Below are 22,459 nucleotides of genomic sequence, written 5' to 3'. Positions count from 1 at the left end.
CGTCACGACCGATCAGACAGGACGCATTCATGCACACACCAGCAACGCGCGGCGGCCGTCCGCCGCGCGCGGCGCCGCTCGTCGCGGCCGCCACCTATGTCGCCTACACCGCCTGCGCCGCGTGCGGCGTCGCAGGCCTCATCGCCGCGCCGTCCATCGCGCAGGCGCACGCGATTGCGGGCGACCGCGTATTCCCGGCGACGCTCGCCGTCGACGACCCCGGCGTCGGCGACGAAGCCAACTTCGAGTACGGCCATCAGCGCGTGCCAGGCGACACTGGCGACCAGAGCATCAACACCTTCAGCTTCGAGTACGACAAGCTGATCACGCCGCGTCTCGCGGTGTCGATCGACGGCGCGTACGCGATGCAGAACAACCCGCGAGCGGCCGGCTTCGACAACTTCGGCGTCGGCCTCAAGTACCTGTTGTACGTGAACGAGCCGCACGAACTGATGACGTCGATCGGCGTCAATGCGGAACTCGGCGGCACCGGCAGCCGCGCGATCGCCGACAACTTCTCGACGATCTCCCCGACCGTCTACATCGGCAAGGGCATGGGCGATCTGCCCGATTCGCTCGCGTATCTGCGGCCGGTCGCGATCACGGCCGAGGCGGCCCCCGCATTGAGCACCGGCGCGGGTCAGCCCAACGCGTTCAACTACGGCTTTACCGTGCAGTACAGCCTGCCGTATCTGCAGCAGCACGTGCACGACGCGGGCCTGCCGCAGCCGTTCGCGAACCTGATTCCGCTCGTCGAGATTCCGCTGTCGCGCAGCCAGGGGCAAACGACCGGCACGCTCAATCCGGGCTTCATCTGGATGAATCGCTACGGACAGTTCGGCGTCGAGGCGCAGATTCCGATCAACCGCGCGAGCGGCTCGCACGTCGGCATTCTGGTGCAGGCACACCTGTTCTTCGACGACATTGCGCCGACCACGCTCGGCAAACCGCTGTTCCAGTGACCTAGGAGAAAGACGATGAACCACATCTTCAAACGTCACGCGATGCGCGCGGCGGCACTGATCGCCGGCGTGACGCTCGCAAGTGCGGCCCTCGCGCATGTGTTTCCGCAAAAGGAGGAGCCGGGCGCGGGCGCATCGGTGGCCGCGCCCGCGCAGGTCAAGGTGACCTTCGACGGTCCGCTCGAACCGGCGTTCAGCTCGCTCACCGTCAGCGACGCGAGCGGCAAGCAGGTCAGCACGCGCAAGTCCTCGGTCGATGCGCAGCAGCCCGCGGTGATGACCGTGCCGCTGCCGACGCTCGCAGCCGGGCACTACACCGTGCATTGGGTCGCGGTGGCGCGAGACGGACATCGAACGCATGGAGATTATGGGTTCGATGTGAAGTAGGACGGAACGACGCGGCATGTCGCCGTGCTCGCGCAAGCGTCGCTCAAAGCCGTTTGAACAACTGCCGCGCGAGCGAGCACATCAGCATCGTCGCGGGCGATTCGTCCTGCAGGCGCCGGCTCATGATGATCGGCGACGCAGCGCTTGCCGACGGAATCGGCCGGTATGCGACGCCATGCGCGCGCAAGCCCTCGACGCTCTGCGGCACGAGACACACGCCGACCTGCGCGGCGACCAGCCCCAGCGCGGTCTGCAACTCGCGCACTTCATGGATCGCCTTCGGCTCCAGCGCCTGATCGTGCATCGCCGAGATCTGCTGGTCCGCGTAGCTCGGCCGCGGCGTGCTCGGATAGACGATCAGCGTTTGCTCGGCGAGCGCCGCGAGCGTCAGCGGCTTCTTCTGTCGTGCGAGCGGATGGTCCTGCGGCAACGCGGCGATCATCCGCTCCTCGACCAGCACCTCGCGCGCGAGCTGCGCATCGTCGAAGCGCAGGCGGCCGAAGCCGACGTCGATGCGGCCGCCTTTGAGTGCGGCCAACTGCTCGATCGTAAACATCTCGATCAGCGACAGCTCGATATGGGGCGCCGCCTCGCGAAACGCGCGGATCACCGCGGGCAGCGCGCCATACAGCGTCGACGGCACGAAGCCGATCACGATGCGCTCCGCGAGTTGCGCGAGCCGGCGCGTGAGCGGCGCGAGCTCGTCGGCTTCATCGACCAGACGTTTCGCCTGGGTGTAGAAAATGCGGCCCGCTTCGGTGAGGCGCAACGGCCGCGAGCCGCGCTCGAACAGCGGCAGGCCGACGCTTTCCTCGATCTGCTGGATCTGCCGCGACAGCGGCGGCTGTGTCATATGCAGACGGTTGGCCGCCCGCGTGATGTTCATCTCCTCGGCGACCGCAATGAAGTAGCGAAGTTGGCGAAATTCCATGCATGCCCCTGAGGTGTGATGCGTCGGCAATCGGTGTGGCGTTGGACTGCTGCGCGCTGCGTGCCCGTTTCCGGTGCGGTGCTCCCGCCGCGGCCTTGCGCGAGGGCAACGAATGATAGCAACAGAGGCATCGAATGGCCGTTCGATGGCGCGCCAGCGCCCTGGGAGGCTCGGCGCCTCGGCGGCACGCTCGTTGCGGCAGCGGATACCGGAGGAGGGAGATCATGTGGCCCATTGTTCTCGATACGCTTGGCGCGCTCGCGGTGCTCGCTAGCCTCGCCGCGCAGATCGCGCTGCTGCTTAGGCGGAATTAATCGTCGCAAGCCGCGCGTAAAGGGTCCCGTCCACGTTCGGGGCCAATCGATTGTTCGCGACAGCCGACGATTCAATTCGTCCCGGGCCGCTTTATCCCGTGCGGCCAGTTGCCTACATTGATGTCCAGTGACAGCGCCACTGCATTTGCAGCCGGCGCAAACCCATTGAAAGGACACGATGATGAGCAAGCTCACAGGCAAGGTAGCGGTTGTAACGGGTGCATCGAAAGGCATCGGTGCGGCGATTGCGAAGGCATTGGCGGCGCAAGGCGCGTCGGTCGTGGTGAACTATGCGTCGAGCCGCGCGGGCGCCGACAAGGTGGTCGCCGATATCACCGCGGCGGGCGGCAAGGCGGTCGCGGTCGGCGGCGACGTGTCGAAGGCCGCGGACGCGAAGGGCATCATCGACTCGGCGATCGAAACCTATGGTCGCCTCGACGTGCTAGTCAATAACTCGGGTGTCTACGAGTTCGCGACCATCGAAGAGATCACCGAAGCGCATTTCCATAAGCACTTCGACGTCAACGTGCTCGGGCTGCTGCTGGTCACGCAAGCGGCGGTCAAGCACCTGGGCGAAGGCGGCAGCATCATCAACGTGAGCTCGGTCGCGTCCCGCATCACGCCGCCGACCACCACGGTCTACACGGCGACCAAGGGTGCGGTCGATGCGATCACCGGCGTGCTCGCGAAGGAACTCGGTCCGCGCAAGATCCGCGTGAATTCGGTGAATCCCGGCATGGTCGAGACCGAGGGCGCGCACAGCGCCGGCGTGATCGGTTCCGACTTCGAAACGTGGGCGATCAGCACGACGCCGCTCGGCCGTATCGGCCAGCCCGACGATATCGCGGATGTCGTCACGTTCCTCGCCTCGAACGACGCGCGCTGGTTGACGGGCGAGAGCCTGATCGCGAGCGGCGGGTCGCGTTGAGTCTGACGGGCTTGCCAACGCGTGTGGCAACCCGCGCGAAAGTTCGAGCGCGATAGCAGACGGCGCGGCCGGTGACACCAAGGCCGCGCCGCGTGGCGGCGACCGTGCGCGAACTACGCGCGCTGAACGTCGCCGCCCGAGACCTCGGTTTCCGCTCCCGCCAACTCCACCGCAAAAAACGCGTCGAGCAGATTCGAACCCGGCCGTTCGGCGAGCCGCGTCAGCGATTCGATCATCTGCACCTGGCAATCGAGCAGCGGCACCATCCGGATACGCCGCGACTCCTTGAACTCGGCGCGCGCGATCACCCCGACGCCCATGCCTTGCGCGACCGCTTCCTCGAGCGCCTCGCGGCCGTCGACGTACATCACCGGCTCAACCTGCAAGGACTCGCGCACGAGCTCGATTTCGAGCAGCCGTTGCGTGACCGATTGCGGCTCGCGGAAGATCATCGGCTGTTTGACGAGCTCCGCGTAACTGAGCCGGCGCTTCTTCGCGGCCGGGTAGCTGGCCGGCACCATCGCGACCAGCGGATCGCGCCGCAACACGCGCGAGCGCAACCGGCTATGCACCTGCGGCGCGGCGGTGATCGCCGCGTCGACCGCGCTCGACAGCACGCGCTGCATGCACTCGGCCGCATTGGCGATCGATAGCGTAACGACGATGCCGGGATGCCGCGCGCGAAACGCGCCGATCAGCGCGACGGCGAGATCGGGCGCGTCGGCGGCGAGCGATAGCGAACCCGACTCCAGGCCGCCCGCCGATTCGAGCAGCTGGCGCGCATCGCGTTCGCAACTGAGCATATGCCGCGTCACGCTGAAAAGGCGCAGGCCGAGCTCCGTCGTCTGGACGCCGCGCGGCCCGCGCTCGAACAGCTTGACGCCGTAATCCTGTTCGAGTCGCCGCACGTGATCCGACACCGCCGGCTGTGTCAGCGACAACGCTTGCGCCGCTTTCGAAAAGCCGCCATGTTCGGCGACCGCATGAAACGCCCGCAATTGCGCGTACTGCACGTGTGCCTCGCGATTCGATAAGTTTTTACGATGTCGCCATCGATTATATCGATTTTGCCGATGGACAGCGTTTCTGTACCGTGTGGGGGTCAACCACGCAATCTCGGAGTTGCGGACATGGAAAGCGCGATCGGCGGTTCGGCGGCGGCACTGAGCGTTGCAACCGCGGCAACATCGGTCACCCGTGGCACGACGGCCTGCGCCGCGCCTGCCGGCGGCGAGCCTTACCTGCTGACGCCGGGTCCGCTGACCACGGCGCTGTCGACGAAACAGGCGATGCTGCGCGACTGGGGCTCGTGGGACGGCGAGTTCCGCGCGATGACCGCCGGGCTGCGCGCGAGTCTGCTCGACATCGCCGGCGATGCCGCCGGCGACTACGACTGCGTGCCGCTGCAGGGCAGCGGCAGCTACTGCGTCGAAGCGATGCTCGGCAGCCTGGTCCCGCGCGATGGCCACGTGCTCGTGCTCGCGAACGGCGCATACGGCAAGCGCGCGGCGACGACGCTCGGCTACCTCGGCCGCGCTTGCACGCTGCTCGACAAGGGTGACTACTTGCCGCCGGGCGGCGTCGAAGTGGAGCGCATGCTTGCCGCCGATGCGTCGATCACCCACGTGGTCGCGATCCATTGCGAAACGAGTTCGGGCATCCTCAATCCGCTCGACGAAATCGCCGCCGCGGTCGCGAAGCACGGTCGCAAGCTGCTGATCGATTCGATGAGCGCCTTCGGCGCGGTGCCGCTCGACGTGCGTGACATCGCATGCGAGGCGTTCGTGTCGTCCGCGAACAAATGCATCGAAGGCGTGCCGGGTTTCGGCTTCGTGATCGCGCGCAGGCGCGCGCTGCGCGAAGCAAAGGGCCGCAGCCATTCGCTCGCGCTCGACCTCTACGATCAATGGGACGTAATGAATCGCACGGGCCAGTGGCGCTTCACACCGCCCACGCATACGGTGGCCGCGTTCCTCGAGGCGTTGCGACTCTACGAGCTCGAAGGCGGGCAGCCCGCGCGGTTGGCGCGCTACGCGAACAACCGCGACGTGCTGGTCGCCGGCATGCAGGCGCTGGGCTTCGAGCCGTTGCTCAACGCGCGCTGGCGCTCGCCGATCATCGTGACGTTTTTCTCGCCGGCGCATCCATCGTTCGAATTCGCGCGCTTCTATGAACTGATGACGCAGCAGGGCTTCATCATTTATCCGGGCAAGCTGACGGTGGTCGACAGTTTCCGCATCGGCTGCATCGGTCAGGTCGACGAGCAAGTGATGCGTCGCGTGGTCGATGCCTGCGCGCAAGCGCTGCGCACGATGGGCGTCACGCACGCGGCGCCGCCCCCCGCCGCGCTCGACGAACGCAAGGCGCTCGCGCAGGCGATTTGACTCGAGACAGCGGCGACACGCCGCGAGGACGGCCGTCGCCGTACATGAAGCATCACTTGAAGAAACCGACCGCGAGATCGATAAACTCGCGCACCTTGCGCGGCACGAACTCGCGACTCGGATAGACCAGCGACACGGCCACGTCGCCATTGAGCACCGCGTAGCCGTCGAGCACGCGCGCGAGCGTGCCGGCGCGCAACTCGTCCTGGACCATTTCGAGCGGCAGCAGCGCGATGCCCATCGCGCCGAGCGCTGCCTGCTTCTGCATGATCATGCTGTTGACCGTGAACGATGCATCGATCGCGATGCTCTGGGCGCCGTCCTCGCTCGCGCTTTCGACATCGGCGTCACGCTTGCGGAAGACCCACATCGGACCGGTCGTGTCGAACGGCGCGGCAATCAGCCGATGCCCGGCCAGCTCGGCGGGCGTGCGCGGATGACCGGCTTGCGCGAGATACGCGGCCGCGGCCACCGGCACCGCGTGCGAGTTGAGCAGGCGCCGCACCACCAGCGACTCAGAGCGGATCATATGCTCGGTCACGATGCCGACATCGAAGCCGCCTTCGAGCAGATCCACCCGTTTTTCCGTCAGCGTGACGCGCAGGTTCACTTGAGGAAAGCGCGCCTGATATTCGGCGAACAGCGGCGTGAGACGAAACAGCGAAAAACTGCCGAGCGCGACGATGCGCAGATCGCCCGCGACTTCGCGCGACGCCGTGCTCGCGCGCGACTCCACTTCCTCGAGCTCGGCGAGCAGCACGCGGCAACCGTCCGCGTATTGCGCCCCCGCCTCGGTCAGCACGACCTTGCGCGTGGTGCGCTGAAACAGGCGAATACCGAGATGCTGTTCGAGGCTCGACACATGACGCGTGACGACCGACGTCGACACGTTCAGCTGCGCGGCGGCCTGCGCGAAACTGCCGACGTCGGCGACCTTGATGAAGGCCTGCATGGCCTGAAAAAGATTGATCATTTGAGTGCGAAACGGCTTTGTTGTAGCGGACCGTGCGACGTCATCGGTGGCAGGTGAGCGGGGCGAAAAGGGCGAACGGGGCAATCGGCGAGGCGTTGGCGCAACCCGCGATGATACCGACAGTCGATAATAAAACCGGTCCCCGCTACGGCAAATAGAGCGTGAATTAATGCGGCAATTCGACCCGGCGGGGTTGCGGCGCAAAGCCGGATCGACCGGCAATATCCAAGGCTGTCGGGCGGTTCACGGTATACTCCCGCGTAACCTTGCCTTATCGCCAGGCTTGCCCGATACTCAGCTGTTACCCCCCAAATCTCCCCGTACGTCGAGTTTAACGCTACTGCTTATGAGTACAATCCTTGAAAGTCTTCCGATCGGCCAGAAGGTCGGTATCGCGTTTTCCGGCGGCCTCGACACCAGCGCCGCGCTGCACTGGATGCGCAAGAAGGGCGCGGTGCCGTACGCCTACACCGCCAACCTCGGCCAGCCCGACGAAGACGATTACGATTCGATCCCGCGTCGCGCCACGCAATATGGCGCCGAAGGCGCGCGCCTGATCGACTGCCGCGCGCAGCTGGTCGCGGAAGGCATCGCGGCGCTGCAGTGCGGCGCGTTCCATATCTCGACGGCGGGCGTCACCTATTTCAACACGACGCCGATCGGCCGCGCCGTGACCGGCACGATGCTCGTCGCCGCAATGAAGGAAGACGGCGTCAACGTCTGGGGTGACGGCAGCACGTACAAGGGCAACGACATCGAGCGCTTCTACCGCTACGGTCTGCTCGTGAATCCGGACCTGAAGATCTACAAGCCGTGGCTCGACCAGTTGTTCATCGACGAACTCGGCGGCCGTTCGGAAATGTCGGAATTCATGCGCCAGTCGGGCTTCGACTACAAGATGTCGGCCGAGAAGGCCTATTCGACCGACTCGAACCTGCTCGGCGCGACGCACGAAGCGAAGGATCTCGAAAGCCTCGAGTCCGGCATCAAGATCGTGAACCCGATCATGGGTGTCGCGTTCTGGCGCGACGACGTGCAGATCGCGAAGGAAGAAGTGACGATCCGCTTCGAAGAAGGCCAGCCGGTCGCGCTGAATGGCCAGACGTTCGCGAACGCGGTCGAGCTGCTGCTCGAAGCGAACCGGATCGGCGGCCGTCACGGTCTCGGCATGAGCGACCAGATCGAGAACCGCATCATCGAGGCGAAGAGCCGCGGTATCTACGAAGCCCCGGGCCTCGCGCTGCTCAATATCGCGTACGAGCGTCTCGTCACCGGCATCCACAACGAAGACACAATCGAGCAGTTCCGCGAGAACGGCCGCCGTCTCGGCCGTCTGCTGTACCAGGGCCGCTGGTTCGATCCGCAGGCGATCATGCTGCGCGAAACCGCGCAGCGTTGGGTCGCGCGCGCGATTACCGGCGAGGTAAGCGTCGAACTGCGCCGCGGCAACGACTACTCGATCCTCAGCACGAAGTCGCCGAACCTCACGTATCAGCCCGAGCGTCTGTCGATGGAAAAGGTCGCATCGACGTTCTCGCCGCGCGACCGCATCGGTCAGCTGACGATGCGCAACCTCGACATCACCGACACGCGCGACAAGCTGCGGATCTACTCGCAGGTGGGTCTGCTGTCGTCGAACGAGACGTCGGCGCTGCCGCAGGTGAAGGGCGACAAGGAGTAAAGCTGCGCGTCTGACCAACAGGACGTCGCATCGATCGATGGGCCGGCTCGCGAGAGCCGGCCCATTTTTTTTTGGGCCGCCGGATGCGCTCGGGCGCTCGCGCGCAATCCCACATTCTGTGCTCAAGTTTCGCGTGCCTATGCCGTTGACATAAGCTAAGCCCCTTCTGGAACCCTGCCGTGCAACTCGCTTACAGTAACGATCGCCTCGCCAGCCGAATGCCAGTCGACTCGATCGCCAGCGGCGAACCCGAGGTCGAGTCTTCGGTCATCGAGTGGCTGTTGCACGACGACCAGGTGATGCGCGAGTGCTTCACACACGCGGCGGAGATTCTGAAGAGCGTGACGGGCGCGGCGATTACCGCGATCGTGTTGCTCGACGAGGAGCATCAGCACTATCGCGCCGAGGTCGGCATGGCGATGCCGCTCGTCACGCGCGCGCGTTCGCTCGCCGACTACGCGGTGCGCGACGCCGATCTGTTCGTGATCGAGGATGCGCACAACGACAGTCGCTTCGGCGAATGCGTGCTCGTCAAGCGTCATCCGTTCGTGCGCTTTTACGCGGCGATCGCGTTGCGCGCGCCGAACGGCGAGATCGTCGGCGCGCTGTGTGCGATGGACCCGGCGCCGGGCCGGCTCGATGCGGGCCAGCGCGGCGTGTTCTACCACCTGCGCGCGATGATCGAAAACGATCTGAAGATGCGCACGGCCACCGCGATCGATCCGCTCACGCAGTTGTACAACCGGCGGTTTCTGCTCGAAAGCATCGCGCGCCGCTGGAAGGAGGCGCGCGACGGCGACGTGATGGGCTCGGTGGTCGTCGACGTCGACTGGTTCAAGCAGTACAACGACACCTATGGTCATCAGGCCGGCGATCACTGTCTGTGTCTGGTCGCCTCCGTGATGCAGGCCGCTGCCGACAGCGAACGCATCGTGGTCGGGCGCATGGGCGGCGAGGAGTTCGGGCTGCTGGTGCTCGAAGCGCAACCATCGATGCTCGAAGACACGCTCGAAACGCTGCGCCAGCGCGTGGCGGACCTCGCGATCGAGCATCGCGCGTCGCCGCTTGGGGTGGTGACGGTCAGCATTGGCGCGTCGCTCACATGTATCAGCGAGCTGTCTCGACCCGCGCATCGCGACGGTTTCGCGAGCGCTGACCGTGCGTTGTATCGCTCGAAGCATAAAGGACGAAATCGCGTGACGATGGCGTAGTGGGCGTTGGCGATTAAGCCGGTACGTCTCTACCTTCAGTCAAGGCGGCATTGTTTATAGGACCATCGTCCCATTTTCACCCGTTGCCATCGTGGCAATATGATGCGCGTAGTGAACGTCGACGCAGTCGCCGGGTGCGACAGCAGGGCTTTTTACGATGCGCATCATTCATACGTTGTTGTACGTTGCGGCGTTCTGCTCAGGCATGATCGTCGGCCCCGCGGCGTGCGTCGCCGGCCAAAGTGTCGCCGCGCAGCCGGCCGCCTCGTCTGCCCTCCCGGCATCTCCTACCGCCCCGGCGTCGGCTCCCGCAACGCGCCGTATCGATCTCGGCAATCAACCGTTCATGGGCGATTTCGACGCCATGCTCGACCGGCGTCTAATCCGCGTGCTGGTTCCCTACAGTCGAACGCTCTATCTGAACGAGCAAGGTCACGAACGTGGGCTGACCGCCGGTCTCATGCGGGACTTCGAGCGTTATGTGAACAAGAAGTACCGGGCGACGCTCGGCAAGCGTCCGCTCACCCTGGTCATCATTCCGACGACTCGCGACCAGTTGCTGCCCGGGCTGGTAGCGGGCCGGGGCGACATCGCCGCGGGCAATCTGACGGTCACGGAGGCCCGCCTGAAGCAGGTCGACTTCGTGGCGCCGCGCGACCGGACAGCAGTACGCGAAGTGGTCGTAACCGGGCCGAAGTCGCCGGCCCTCGCGAAGCTCAACGATCTCAGCGGTAAGACGGTCCATGTGCGGCCAAGCAGCAGCTATGACGAGAGCCTCAAAGCGTTGAACGCGCGTTTTCGCAAGGAAGGCAAAGCTCCGGTGAAACTGGTGCCGCTGCCCGACGCGCTCGAGGACGAGGACGCGATGGAGATGCTCAATGTCGGACTGCTCCAGATCCTCGTCGTGGACGACTGGAAAGCAAAGGTATGGGCGCCGGTACTGGCTGGAATCGTCGTGCACAACGATATTTCGGTGCGCGACGCAGGCTACATCGGCTGGGCGGTGCGCCTCAAGAGCCCCAAACTGAAGGACGCGATCAACGACTTCTACCTGAATTACCTGAAGAAGCAGAGTGTCGCGGAAGTCCGTCTGCAGCAGGAAATGAAGCGCATCAAGCAGATCTCCAACAATACGGAGTCAGCGGAGCTGAAGCGGTTCAGACAGACGGTCGGTCTCTTCGAAAAATACGGTGCGCAGTACGGCTTCGATCCGCTTTTGCTTGCAGCTCAGGGCTTTCAGGAATCCCAGCTGAACCAGAGCGCCCGCAGTCATGTCGGCGCAATCGGGATCATGCAACTGATGCCAGCCACGGGGAAGGAACTTGCGGTTGGCGACATCAGGGTGGCGGAGTCCAACATCCATGCGGGAGCGAAATATCTCGACGTGCTGATGGCCCGTTACTTTCCCGGTGCTCACTTCTCGGAAAGAGACCGCTCGCTGTTCGCATTCGCAAGCTACAACGCAGGACCTTCGAACATCGCCAAAATGCGCAAAGAAGCGGCAGCGCGCGGTCTCGATCCTGACAAGTGGTTCAACAATGTCGAAATCGTAGTCGCCGAGAAAATCGGTATCGAACCAACGACATACGTGCGCAATGTCTTTAAATATTACGTTGCGTACCGGCTCGTCCGGGAGTCCGAGGCTGCGCGCGCTCGCGCTATCGGGCAGATGCGCAAGCAGGGCGGAGCGTGACGGAAGCCGGAATCTGAAAGCGCCGTCATCGCAGCGACGTGCCGCAGCCACGCTCATCGTCGCAGGAGCGGTGCGGAGCTTCGCTCCGCGCAACCCGCTTTAGCCGCTGATCAGCTTCAACCCCACCGGCAGCGATTCGCCGAACACGCGACCTTCGTCGGCGTTATCGAGGGCGACGACTTCGCTGACCATCATGATCCAGGCGCGCGGTGCACTCGCCGCTTCGAGCCGTCGCACGACGCTCGCGCGCAGCTCGTCGGACAGATCGCGCGAGCGGTCGCCGGTCATGCGGGCGATCTGGACGGCGGCGAACGCGGCAGGGTCGACCTTCTTCCAGTCGAGCGCGAGGATCGCGTCGAGCCATTGCGCGGCGACCCCGGGCGGCACGACGCTATGCGCGCTGCCGTAGAACGGCTGACGCGCGCCGATCCGTCCGACCGCCCACCAGCTTTGATGGTTTTCCGCAGGCTTTTTCAGACGCGTGAGCACCGACTCGCCGAGTTCGATCTTGCGTTCCGCAGGAATCCGTTCGAGGGATGCGGACAGGCGCACCCTATCGGCGAAGCCGGTCTTCGCGACATCGAACGGCAGCTTGTGACGCGATTGCGCGGCCTTCTGCAGATAGTCCATCGCGTCGAGCACCCGCAGCTGCGCGTCTTCGCCGAGACCACCGGCCGCACGCCGCCACAGCGTCCACCATTCGGACCACACCTGGCTGTCGGTCACGTACTGGATGCCGTCGTCGAACAGCGTCCACAGTTGCTCGACGCGCCATTCGTCGAGCGGATAGCCAAAGCCGGGCCGCACGCAATAGCCGGCCAGATTCAGCCACAGGCGCTCGTGATCGGCCGAGCGGCGCCGGCGGCGCGCGCGCTCCCACAGCGCGCCGAACAGCTCGCGCAGCAACGCGCTGTTCCAGCTATCGCGCGGGCCGAGCAGATGTTCGAGCTGCGCGCGCAGCCGTTTGATTTCCTTCGAGTCGACGTTGTGCGCGCGGGCGCCGAAGCAACGGTCGATCAGTTCGATCGCGCGATCGAGCGCCGGATGGCGTTGCGGCGCGCCATCGACGGGCAGGTGCACTTGCGCGTCGTCGCGGCGCAACTGGAATTCGAGCAGCCAGCGTTGCGATGGATCGTCGAGCTCGATGCAATGCACGTCGAGCGTGCCCAGCTCGGTCAGCGACGTCGCGATGCGCACTGCGGTTTCTCGCGCGCGGTGGCCGTCGCGCGGTTGCACGATCGTCGCGATCGGCGGCAGGCGCACGAAGTCGCCGCCCGCGAGATCGACCAGCTCGCCGGGCTGGTACGCGGTGTCCGCACTCGACGACACGAGGTGAAAGCGCACCGGATGCCCGAGCCGCAGCGCGAACGTGCGATCCGCGATCAGAATTTCGTGTCCCTCGTCGGCGCCACGCGGCAGCAGGCAGATACCGCGTTGCGCCGGTGCCGCCTCCGGCTCGGCGTCGTGCTGGCCGGCAGGCGTGTCGTCGAGCAGCAGAAAATAGCTGCGCGGCGAACCGCCGCCGATTTTCGGTGCGAAACCCGCGCGCGCGAGCATATAGGCGACCGCGCCGCGCGCGACCGCAACGTCGGGGTTGTCGTTGTGCAGCACCTTGAGCGGCGCGCCGCGCCAGCCGCCGAGCGTGTCGGCGAGACGCCGCGATAGCGCGTCGGCGCGGAACACGCCGCCGTTGAGCAGCAGCGTGTCGGGAACGGGCAGGGCGGCTGCGGCGCCTTCGTCGGGCGTGCTGGAAGCCGCGCCCAAGGCCTTGCGCGACGGCCCGGCGAAGCGCGCGAGAAATGCCGCGATGTGCCGCGTGACCGCCGCGTCGGTCGCATACGGCAGGCCGAATTCGACGATCGCGCCGCGCGCGCGGCCCGGCCGCTCATGGGCGGCCACCCGCGGAAAGAAACCATCGACGATGATCTTCTCGACCTCGTCGCGCGTGAGCTGCGCGGTGCGCGCGCCGCCGATCAGCTTCGAGCCCGCGCCGAGCAACGTGACCGGCGCCGACTCCGGCGCCTGCGCACCAAGCAGCTGCTCCTTCGCGACGCGGCATCGCTCGATCAACTGCGACAGGCTCGCCGCCGACAGCCGCTGCGGCGCCTGCGCGCCGGTACCTGAGCCACCCGCGCGAGCGGCACCGTCCAACAGCCGCGCCTCGACCCGATGCGCGAGCGCGAGGTCCATGTTGTCGCCGCCGAGCATCAGGTGATTGCCGACGCCGACGCGCGCGAGGCGCGGCTCGCCGTCGTCGGTGAGGCCGACTTCGATCAGCGTCAGATCGGTGGTGCCGCCGCCGACGTCGCAGATCAGCACGAGCCGGGTCGCCGCAAGCTCGTCCGCAAGCGTCTCGCGATGCCGGAACAGCCAGTCGTAGAAGGCGGCCTGCGGCTCCTCGAGCAGCCGCAGCGACGGCAGGCCCGCGAGCCGCGCCGCCTCGACGGTCAACGCGCGCGCGCCTTCGTCGAACGACGCGGGCACCGTCAGCACGACGTCCTGCTGTTCGAGCGGCGCCTTCGGAAACTGCTGATTCCATGCGGCGCGCACGTGCGCGAGGTAGCTCGCGCTCGCGTCGAGCGGCGAAATCTTGCGGACGTCGTCGGGCGCGCCCCACGGCAGGATCGGCGCGACGCGATCGACCGATGCGTTCGACAGCCAGCTTTTCGCGCTCGCGACCAGCCGCCCCGGCACCTGCGCGCCGAGCAGCCGCGCGAGCCGGCCGACCACGACCGGCGGCACGGCGTTGCTGGCATTGCTGGCGTTGCCCGCCGCCGCGTTCGCGGCCGACCACGGCAATTGCAGGTCGGCCGCGCTCAGCTCGCCGTCGGCCGTCTGATAGCGCACCGACGGCAACAGCGGCCGCGCGGCGACCTCGCCGGGGCTCACCAGCTGTTCGATCTCGAACACGCGGATCTGCTGCGATCCGGCTTGCGCGTACGCGAGCACCGTGTTGCTGGTGCCGAGATCGATGCCGACGCTGTACCGCTTCATGTCAATCACGCACTCGCGTTGCCGCGCACGTCGAATTCCACTTTCCAGCGCTCGTCCGAGCCGCGCGGGATCGCCTCGAGTTCGAGCGTGCCCGCTTCGGTCACGCGCGCATGCAGCTTCACGGGCACGACTTCACCGGCGCTGCGGCCGGCCGCCGGCAGCGTCGCCTGGATTTCCTCGAGCTCCTGCAACTCCTCGGGTCCCCAGTAATCGAGCAGCGTGCCGACCTGATCCTGACGACGCACCGACGAGCCGAAGAAACGGAAATGCACGGGCTCGCCGACGACCAGCCCAAACTCCTGGGCGGGCAGTTGCGCGTCGGTGCCTTCCTCCATGCCGAACGGCGCGACGCACAGTGCCTGTACCGGCGGCTCGAGGCCGGGCACGGCCGGCATCGCCGATTCGATCGCGATGTAGTACGCGCGCGCGGTGCCGCCGCGAATCCGCACGCCGCGGCCGCGTCGCACGTAGCCGTAGTAGGCCGCGCCGCGCGCGACCGCCAGATCGAGGTCTGCGCCCTCGAGCAGACGCGCGGGCGCCGCGCCTTCGGCCGCTAGCCAGCCGTTCAGCGTGGCCATGATGCGCTCGACCAGCAGCGTCGACTTGAACACGCCGCCGTTGAACAGCACCGCGGTGGGGTGCAGGAAGCTCGCGTCGGGGGCGACATGCTCGCGCAGTCCTTCCAGTTCGGCGAGCGCGCCGACCTGACGGCCGAGGAATCCGGCCAGATGCCGCGTGATGCCCGCGTCCTGCGCATACGGCAGGCCGAGCTGCGTCAGACCGACCCGTGCGCGGCTCACCGGACGTGCGGCGCTGTCGACCTGCGGGAAGAAGCCGTCGAGGATCGTCTGCGTGAGTTCGGCGCGTGTCAGCTCGCTACGGATCGAGCCGCCGATCAGCTTCGAGCCGCGGCTCGGCACGACCAGCGGCACGGTCTCGGTGGCGGGGTCGCTGAGCAACGTCTCCTTCGCCGCGCGGCAAGCGTAAGTGAGCGCGCGTAGTTGCCAGGCGTCGGCCTGGGTGCCAAGCGCTGCGAGCTTGCGCGCGACCACGTGCGCGAGCGCGAGGTCCATGTTGTCGCCGCCGAGCAGAATGTGATCGCCGACCGCGACGCGATGCAGTTCGAGATTGCCGTCGCGCTCGATCACCGCGATCAGCGACAGGTCGGTCGTGCCGCCGCCGACGTCGACCACGAGGATGATGTCGCCGATCTTGACCTGCCTGCGCCACTGCCCGCCGCTCTTCTGGATCCAGCTGTAGAGCGCCGCCTGCGGCTCCTCGAGCAGCGTCATGCGGGCGAAGCCGGCAGCCTCGGCCGCTTCCGCGGTCAGCTCGCGCGCGGCCGGGTCGAACGACGCGGGAATCGTCACCGTGACGTCCTGCTCGCCGAACGGCGCGTCCGGATGCGCGTGGTCCCACGCCTCGCGCAAGTGCGTCAGATAGCGCACCGAGCTTTCGAGCGGCGACACGCGCGCGACTTCAGGCGGCGCGTCGTTCGGCAGAATGCCCGCGCGGCGGTCGACGCCCGGATGACACAGCCAGCTTTTCGCGCTCGACACGAGCCGGATCGGCGTGCCGGCGCCGCGGCTGCGCGCGAATTCGCCGACCGCGAATTCGCGCTGGCCGGTCCACGGCAGGTGCAGGTCGCCGGAGGCCAGTTCGTCGGGATGCGGCAGGTACAGGAACGAAGGCAGCAGCGGCAGATTGTCGATTGCGCCGGGACCCGTGAGCTGCGCGATCGACAGCACGTGCTGGGTGGTTTTCTCGCCGTCGCTCGCGTGCGTGTCCACGTAGGACAGCGCGCAGTGCGTGGTGCCGAGATCGATGCCGATCGAGTAGCGTGCGTCGCTCATAGCTCCACCTCCGCCGGTGCGATGACCGTCGCGTGATGGCCGTGCGCGAGCTTCGGCAGACGCACCTCGTCGACGCGCCAACCGCGATGGCTGATGCTGCCGTTAAACGGCGCGCTGCCGACAACGTTGCCGGTCAGACGGATCGAACTCGCGTCGAAGCCTTCGGGCAGCGTCACGCGGCTGCCTTCGGCTTCGTCGCGCACCGGGCGGATCGTGAAGTGCTCGCGCAGCGTCGCGCGGCAGCCTTCGTGCACGAGGCGCGCGGCGGCGCCGATGTCGGCGTCGCTATAGCCCTTGATGTCTTCCTCGACGAAATCGATGAAGCGCGCATCACGCTGCAGCAGGCCGAGCAGCTGCAGCGCGGCGTCGGGGCTGGCCTCCTTCAGCACCGGCGCGCGTTGTGGCGTCGGTTGCGGCTCCGGTTGCGCAGCGGGGGCGGCCTGCACGGCCGCGCCGATCTTTTCGCCGTTGCGCAGGCGCAGTACGTCGGCGGCGAACTCGCCGCTGCCGAGAATGCTGAAAAACGTGCCGACGGCCAGCGAAATCCGGCCGAGGAAAGATGGATTCGAATCGCTCATAAAGGCTCCTGATCTGCTGTGTTGGGGACGAGCGGTCCTCGCCGCGCCGCGCTCGCCGGGCGGTGAAGCTGACGGCCGGGCGGGGCTGTGATGTGGCGATGGGCGCGCAGCCGGGGGCGCCTGCCCGAGGCGATGTGCTACCGCTGGGCCGCAAGACGGTATGGGACGCTTGGCGAGCTGGTCGGCCGCGCGGGCGGCGCGCGCAAAACCCGTATTTTGCCTTGCGGCGCGCCCGACGCGGGCAAAGCCGGCAATTCTAGCGGGCAATGGGGTGGTATTGGCGGGGAGCTGGGGGAGCGGGGCGGCGTACGCAGGCGCTTTAGGCGCGGTTGGGCGTCCCATACGCCCGATCCACGCTCAATTGCCGCCCGCCTTGCCTTCTTTGGAGTTCGCGTCGTCCCAGTTCATCCGATGCCGATTGACGGTTTCGCTATGCCGTGTGTCGTCCTCGGTGTGCAGGTAAAGACTGGTCGTATTCAGCGAGACGTGGCCGAGATTGTCGCGGATCGTGCGCAGATCGACACCGCCGTCCGCCTGGTGCGACCCGGCCGTGTGCCGCAGCCAGTGCGCCGACGCGCGCTCGAGTTCATCGGCGCGATCGCCGAATTCGGGACCGCGCGCGCGCAGCCAGGTTGCCGCGCCCGCGAAGATGCCCTTGATCGCGTCGTGAATCGCCGAGCGCGACAGGCAGCGGTTGCGGCCTTTGAACGGCAGCACGAGCGGCGTCTCTTCGGCGCGCGTCGGTAGCGCGGCCAACCCGTTCAGCGTCCGGTAGCTGCGCAGCTCCTGAACCAGTTCGGCCGATACCGGCACGATCCGCTCCTTGTCGCCCTTGCCGAGCGTTTCGAGCCACCACTGGTCCAGACCGTCCGCGCCGAGCCTTCTGAAGAACTGGCCCATCTGCCCGCCGGCCACTTCCGAAATGCGCATGCCCTGCAGATAGAACAGCGTGGTCAACCAGCGGCAGCGCGCGTAGTACGCGCGCTGCGCATCGGTGTCTCGCGGCAGCTGCTCGACGAACAGCTTCACTTCGTCCCACAGCGACGTCGACAGGTAGCGCGTGACGCGCGGCGCCGAGCGCTTCGCGCGCTGCCGCAGCAGCGCCATCGGATTGCCGCGCAGATAGCCGGCATTGACGAGCCACGTGAACATCGCGTTCAGGATGATCAGCGCCTGGCGTTGGCTGGCGGGCGACAGCGGCCCGTTGAACGGCCGCCAGCGCGCGTCGCCGCGCGCGTACTTGCCGCCGTTGGCCGACACCCAGCGCGCGACTGGTTGCGGATCGGCAATGAACGTCTTGAACAGCAGCAGATCCTCGTGCGTCAGCGACGACAGCGGCTTGCCGAGCTGCACGACCGCCCACAGCAGCAAACGCTCGGCTTCCTTGCGGTAGTTGTCGAAGGTGGTTTTGGTATCCGCGTAATTGGACAGCCACGCGCGCACTGCGTCGAGATCGTTGCGCGCCGATAGCTGCGATGTTTGCGCCGCGCCGCGATTGGTGCCGTCGCGGCCATCGAGCCGTTCCGGCACGACGAGCGATTCGACGGGCTGGACGGTGGCGAGATCAGCGTTCGGGACAGCTTCAGGCACGGCTTTGGACACGGTTCGGGACACTCCTGGGGCGTACGCCGGTGGTGGCGTCATTCTGCTCCGGTCAGGCGCCGTTAGAAGCGTGCCTGAAAAGAAAGCAGTGCCCGCTCTGTTGCGGACGAAACGCGAAACCCTATCACACCGTCGGCTGCGCCTGGCGCAAGATAGGCGAGCGCGCTCAAGCTTCGACGCATAGACGATCGATCGGCACCCGGTAACGAACGCAGCGCGTCGCGCGGATGGCGGCCCGCTATAGCCGCCCTCTATTATCGGCATTGCCGTATTCGAATTCTATTGAACTTTGCCCTCGCCTATATTCGAATAGCAGTGGCGCGCCGATCGGAGTCGTCCGTTCGAGACCCCTGGATTTCATCAGTGCACTGCCGAGTCATTCGGCTGGCTGGCAGGTTTTCGGATCGTCAAATTGCCACGGAAGCCTGACACCATGACAAACGCATAACAAGTACCTTGCATGGGATTGGAGCCAGTGCCAGCGCATCGACTCCGATCGACAACGGAGACATCCTCCAAAGGAGAGAACGCATGTCAAGCGAAGCAAAGTGCCCGTTCATCCATACCGCCGGCGGCGGGACGACCAATCGAGACTGGTGGCCGAAGCAATTGCGCCTCGACCTGCTGAACCAGCATTCGAACCGCTCCAATCCCTTAGACAAGGACTTCGACTATACCGAGGCATTCAAGAGCCTCGACTACGCCGCGCTCAAGAAAGACCTCGCCGAGCTGATGACCGATTCGCAGCCCTGGTGGCCCGCGGATTTCGGCCACTACGGTCCGCTGTTCATCCGGATGGCATGGCATAGCGCCGGCACGTACCGCATCGGCGACGGCCGCGGCGGGGCAGGGCGCGGCCAGCAGCGTTTCGCGCCGCTCAATAGCTGGCCGGACAACGTGAGCCTGGATAAGGCGCGCCGGCTGCTGTGGCCGATCAAGCAGAAATACGGACAGAAAATTTCGTGGGCCGACCTGCTGGTCCTGACCGGCAACGTCGCGCTCGAAACGATGGGCTTCAAGACTTTCGGTTTCGGCGGCGGCCGCCCGGACACGTGGGAACCGGATCAGGACGTCTACTGGGGCAATGAAAAGACCTGGCTCGGCGGCGACGTGCGCTACGGCAAGGGCGCGGCGGGCAGGGAAGACGACGAGGGCGTGCTGGTCGCCGACGCGGATCTGCACGGCACGGAGAAGAGCCGCACCGATCCGCCCGGGCGCAACCTCGAAAACCCGCTCGGCGCGGTGCAGATGGGCCTGATCTACGTGAACCCGGAAGGCCCGGACGGCAATCCCGATCCGCTCGCCGCGGCGGTCGACATCCGCGAAACGTTCGGGCGCATGGCGATGAACGACGAGGAAACCGTCGCGCTGATCGCCGGCGGCCACACCTTCGGCAAGACGCACGGCGCGGCCCCGTCTGATAACGTCGGCCCGGAGCCGGAAAGTGCCGGCCTCGAAAACCGGGGGCTCGGCTGGCGCAACAGCTTCGGCACGGGCAAGGGCGCTGACACGATCACGAGCGGTCTCGAAGTCACGTGGACCGCGAAGCCGACGCAGTGGGACATGGGCTATTTCCAGAACCTCTTCGGTCATGACTGGGAGCTGACGAAGAGCCCGGCGGGCGCCAATCAGTGGGTCGCGAAGAACGCGGAGGCCACGATCCCGCACGCGCACGACCCGTCGAAAAAGCTGCTGCCGACGATGCTGACCACCGACGTGGCGCTACGCCTCGACCCGATCTACGAAAAGATCTCGCGGCGCTTCATGGATAACCCCGACGAGTTCGCCGACGCGTTCGCGCGCGCGTGGTTCAAGCTGACGCACCGCGACATGGGCCCGCGCTCCCGTTATCTGGGCCCGGAAGTGCCGTCCGAGGAACTGCTGTGGCAGGACCCGATTCCGGCCGTCGATCATCCGCTCGTCGACGACAACGACGTCGCGGCGCTGAAGCAGAAGATCCTCGCGTCGGGGCTGTCGCTGTCGCAGCTGGTCACGACCGCGTGGGCGTCGGCCTCGACGTTCCGCGGCTCGGACAAGCGCGGCGGCGCCAACGGCGCGCGCATCCGGCTCGCGCCGCAGAAGGATTGGGACGTCAACCAGCCCGCCGAGCTCGCGAAGGTGCTGAAGGCGCTCGAAGGCATCCAGAGCGAGTTCAACGGTGCGCAGTCCGGCGGCAAGAAGATTTCGCTCGCCGACCTGATCGTGCTGGCGGGCAACGCCGGCGTCGAGCAGGCCGCGAAGAACGCCGGGCACCAGGTGACGGTGCCGTTCTCGCCGGGCCGCATGGATGCGTCGCAGGAGCAAACCGACGTCGAAGCGATTGCGGTGCTCGAACCGGTTCACGACGGTTTCCGCAATTATCTGAAGGGCAAATTCCCGGTGGAGGCCGAGAAGCTGCTGATCGACAAGGCGCAACTGCTGACGTTGACGGCGCCCGAGATGACGGTGCTGATCGGCGGCCTGCGCGTGCTGAAGGTAGGCGCTGGCAGTGAATCGCACGGTGTCTTCACGAACCGGCCGGAAACGCTGACCAACGACTTCTTCCGCAATGTGCTCGACATGGGTACGGAATGGACGCCGCTGTCGGAGGCCGCGGAAACGTTCGAAGGCTGCGACGCGAAGACCGGCGAGGTCAAGTGGACGGGTACGCGCGTCGATCTCGTGTTCGGCTCGAACTCGGTGCTGCGTGCCTTGGGCGAGGTCTACGCGAGCGACGACGGCCAGCAGAAGTTCGTGCGCGATTTTGTTGCCGCGTGGGCCAAGGTGATGGATCTGGATCGTTTCGATCTGGCTTGATCCAGCCGCTGTCGCAAAGGGTTGAAAGCGGTTTGACGAAGTCTTGATGCGCGATTGCCGGGATGCCGGCAATCGCGCTTTTTGTTCGCCTCGTCACTGATCGAGTCAGACCATCCGCAGCACTACCCTGAAACGCGCATGGCCGCTCATCATCCGGTCGAACGCCTGCGCCGCCTCGGCCAGCGGATACTCTTCGATCATCGGCTTGACGCCGCTTAGCGCGCTGAACGCGAGCGTGTCCTGTGAATCGGCCGACGTGCCCGAGGGCCAGCCTTGCACCGAGTTGCGGCCCATGATGAATTGCGCGATCGGCACTTCGACCGGCTCTTCGGAGACGCCGACCACCATCAGCTTGCCGTTCAGGCCGAGACCGCCGAGCGCGGCGCTCATCGCCTTGCCGCTCGTCACCGTGGCGAGTATCAGCTTCGCGCCGCCCAAGGCCTGTAGCGCCTCGGCGACGTTCTCCGTTTGGCTGTCGATGTAGTGGTGCGCGCCCAGTTGTTGCGCGAGCGGCGCCTTGTCCTGACCGCGCGCGATCGCCACGGTGCGAAAGCCCATCTTGCGCGCGAACTGCACGCCGAGATGACCGAGGCCGCCGACGCCGAGAATCGCGACGACGTCACCGGCGCGTGCGCCGCTATTGCGTATCGCATTGAAGGTCGTGATGCCCGCGCACAGCAGCGGCGCGGCATCGACATCGGACAGGTCCTCGGGAATGCGCGCGAGCGCTTCGACCGGCGCCACCATGTATTCGGCGTAACCGCCGTCGTAGCTGATGCCGGGAATCAGCGCGTACTGGCACAGCACGAAATCGCCCTGGCGGCAGCGTTCGCATTTGCCGCAATGGCCGCCATGCCAGCCGACCCCGACCCGCTGGCCCACCTGCCAGCCCTCGACACCCGCACCGACCGAATCGATCACCCCCGCGATCTCGTGCCCGGGTACGCGCGGATAGCTCAGCCCCGGCCACAGCCCTTCCTTGGTCATCACATCGCTATGACAGATGCCGCAAGCATGAATCCTGATGCGCACGTGACCGGCACCGGGTTCGGGCACGTCGCGCTCGACCAGTTCGAGCGGGCCGCCGGGCTGTTTCACTTCGACTGCTTTCATCGAGGGCATGATGTTCTTCCTTTCCAGTGACGAACGGGGCAAGAGGGGAACAAACTCCA

General features: G+C 66.2%; 16 protein-coding genes. 8 read left to right on the top strand and 8 right to left on the bottom strand.

The window, feature by feature from the left end:
• Positions 1-29: 29 nt before the first annotated feature.
• Both BJG93_RS08445 and BJG93_RS08440 read left to right on the top strand, forming a co-directional pair.
• On the top strand, positions 30-962 hold the full coding sequence (locus BJG93_RS08445) for a hypothetical protein (RefSeq protein WP_027197852.1): 933 nt from the start codon (positions 30-32) through the stop codon (positions 960-962).
• A 15-nt stretch (positions 963-977) separates the two neighbouring features.
• Positions 978-1,349, top strand: a complete 372-nt coding sequence (locus BJG93_RS08440) for a copper resistance CopC family protein (protein WP_027197851.1) — start codon at positions 978-980, stop codon at positions 1,347-1,349.
• A 43-nt stretch (positions 1,350-1,392) separates the two neighbouring features.
• Here BJG93_RS08440 and BJG93_RS08435 read toward each other — a convergent pair whose 3' ends face one another.
• Entirely contained in the window at positions 1,393-2,280 is an 888-nt protein-coding gene (locus BJG93_RS08435; RefSeq protein ID WP_027197850.1) for a LysR family transcriptional regulator, read from the bottom strand.
• A 495-nt stretch (positions 2,281-2,775) separates the two neighbouring features.
• Here BJG93_RS08435 and BJG93_RS08430 point away from each other — a divergent pair, with 495 nt between their 5' ends.
• Positions 2,776-3,522, top strand: coding sequence for a glucose 1-dehydrogenase (locus BJG93_RS08430; RefSeq protein ID WP_027197849.1), 747 nt, complete (start codon positions 2,776-2,778; stop codon positions 3,520-3,522).
• Between the two features lie 113 nt (positions 3,523-3,635).
• Here BJG93_RS08430 and BJG93_RS08425 read toward each other — a convergent pair whose 3' ends face one another.
• Positions 3,636-4,535 (bottom strand): LysR substrate-binding domain-containing protein, encoded by a 900-nt coding sequence (locus tag BJG93_RS08425; protein WP_027197848.1) that lies wholly within the window; start codon positions 4,533-4,535, stop codon positions 3,636-3,638.
• A 117-nt stretch (positions 4,536-4,652) separates the two neighbouring features.
• Between BJG93_RS08425 and BJG93_RS08420 the strand changes: the two genes are divergently transcribed.
• Positions 4,653-5,906 (top strand): 2-aminoethylphosphonate--pyruvate transaminase, encoded by a 1,254-nt coding sequence (locus tag BJG93_RS08420; protein ID WP_027197847.1) that lies wholly within the window; start codon positions 4,653-4,655, stop codon positions 5,904-5,906.
• Between the two features lie 52 nt (positions 5,907-5,958).
• Here the strand turns inward: BJG93_RS08420 and BJG93_RS08415 are convergent, their stop codons facing one another.
• A complete protein-coding gene (locus BJG93_RS08415; RefSeq protein WP_027197846.1) occupies positions 5,959-6,879 on the bottom strand; it encodes a LysR family transcriptional regulator in 921 nt (306 codons plus the stop codon).
• Positions 6,880-7,225: 346 nt separating this feature from the next.
• Between BJG93_RS08415 and argG the strand changes: the two genes are divergently transcribed.
• The 3 genes from argG (at position 7,226) to BJG93_RS08400 (ending at position 11,464) form a co-directional block, all read left to right on the top strand.
• The gene (gene argG / locus BJG93_RS08410; RefSeq protein WP_027197845.1) at positions 7,226-8,560 is read left to right on the top strand and encodes an argininosuccinate synthase; all 1,335 of its coding nucleotides are present in this window, start codon (positions 7,226-7,228) and stop codon (positions 8,558-8,560) included.
• Between the two features lie 218 nt (positions 8,561-8,778).
• Positions 8,779-9,771 (top strand): sensor domain-containing diguanylate cyclase, encoded by a 993-nt coding sequence (locus BJG93_RS08405; protein WP_034479429.1) that lies wholly within the window; start codon positions 8,779-8,781, stop codon positions 9,769-9,771.
• A gap of 157 nt (positions 9,772-9,928) precedes the next feature.
• Positions 9,929-11,464, top strand: a complete 1,536-nt coding sequence (locus tag BJG93_RS08400; protein ID WP_027197843.1) for an MltF family protein — start codon at positions 9,929-9,931, stop codon at positions 11,462-11,464.
• Between the two features lie 99 nt (positions 11,465-11,563).
• Here the strand turns inward: BJG93_RS08400 and BJG93_RS08395 are convergent, their stop codons facing one another.
• The 4 genes from BJG93_RS08395 to BJG93_RS08380 form a co-directional block, all read right to left on the bottom strand.
• A complete protein-coding gene (locus BJG93_RS08395; protein WP_034480039.1) occupies positions 11,564-14,458 on the bottom strand; it encodes an Hsp70 family protein in 2,895 nt (964 codons plus the stop codon).
• Positions 14,459-14,463: 5 nt separating this feature from the next.
• Entirely contained in the window at positions 14,464-16,311 is a 1,848-nt protein-coding gene (locus BJG93_RS08390) for an Hsp70 family protein (RefSeq protein WP_027197841.1), read from the bottom strand.
• On the bottom strand, positions 16,308-16,889 hold the full coding sequence (locus BJG93_RS08385) for a DUF2760 domain-containing protein (protein ID WP_027197840.1): 582 nt from the start codon (positions 16,887-16,889) through the stop codon (positions 16,308-16,310). The genes BJG93_RS08390 and BJG93_RS08385 overlap by 4 nt, the downstream gene beginning before the upstream one ends.
• A gap of 357 nt (positions 16,890-17,246) precedes the next feature.
• Positions 17,247-18,491: a tyrosine-type recombinase/integrase gene (locus BJG93_RS08380; RefSeq protein ID WP_027197839.1), complete on the bottom strand. Its 1,245-nt coding sequence runs from the start codon at positions 18,489-18,491 to the stop codon at positions 17,247-17,249.
• 531 nt (positions 18,492-19,022) lie between these two features.
• Here BJG93_RS08380 and katG point away from each other — a divergent pair.
• The gene (gene katG / locus BJG93_RS08375; protein ID WP_027197838.1) at positions 19,023-21,287 is read left to right on the top strand and encodes a catalase/peroxidase HPI; all 2,265 of its coding nucleotides are present in this window, start codon (positions 19,023-19,025) and stop codon (positions 21,285-21,287) included.
• Positions 21,288-21,392: 105 nt separating this feature from the next.
• Here katG and BJG93_RS08370 read toward each other — a convergent pair whose 3' ends face one another.
• Positions 21,393-22,409 (bottom strand): alcohol dehydrogenase, encoded by a 1,017-nt coding sequence (locus BJG93_RS08370; protein WP_027197837.1) that lies wholly within the window; start codon positions 22,407-22,409, stop codon positions 21,393-21,395.
• Positions 22,410-22,459 lie beyond the last annotated feature (50 nt).

Source organism: Paraburkholderia sprentiae WSM5005, from assembly GCF_001865575.2.
In the GTDB taxonomy this organism is placed as follows: Bacteria; Pseudomonadota; Gammaproteobacteria; order Burkholderiales; family Burkholderiaceae; genus Paraburkholderia; species Paraburkholderia sprentiae.
This window is presented reverse-complemented; position numbering and strand designations above follow the sequence as displayed.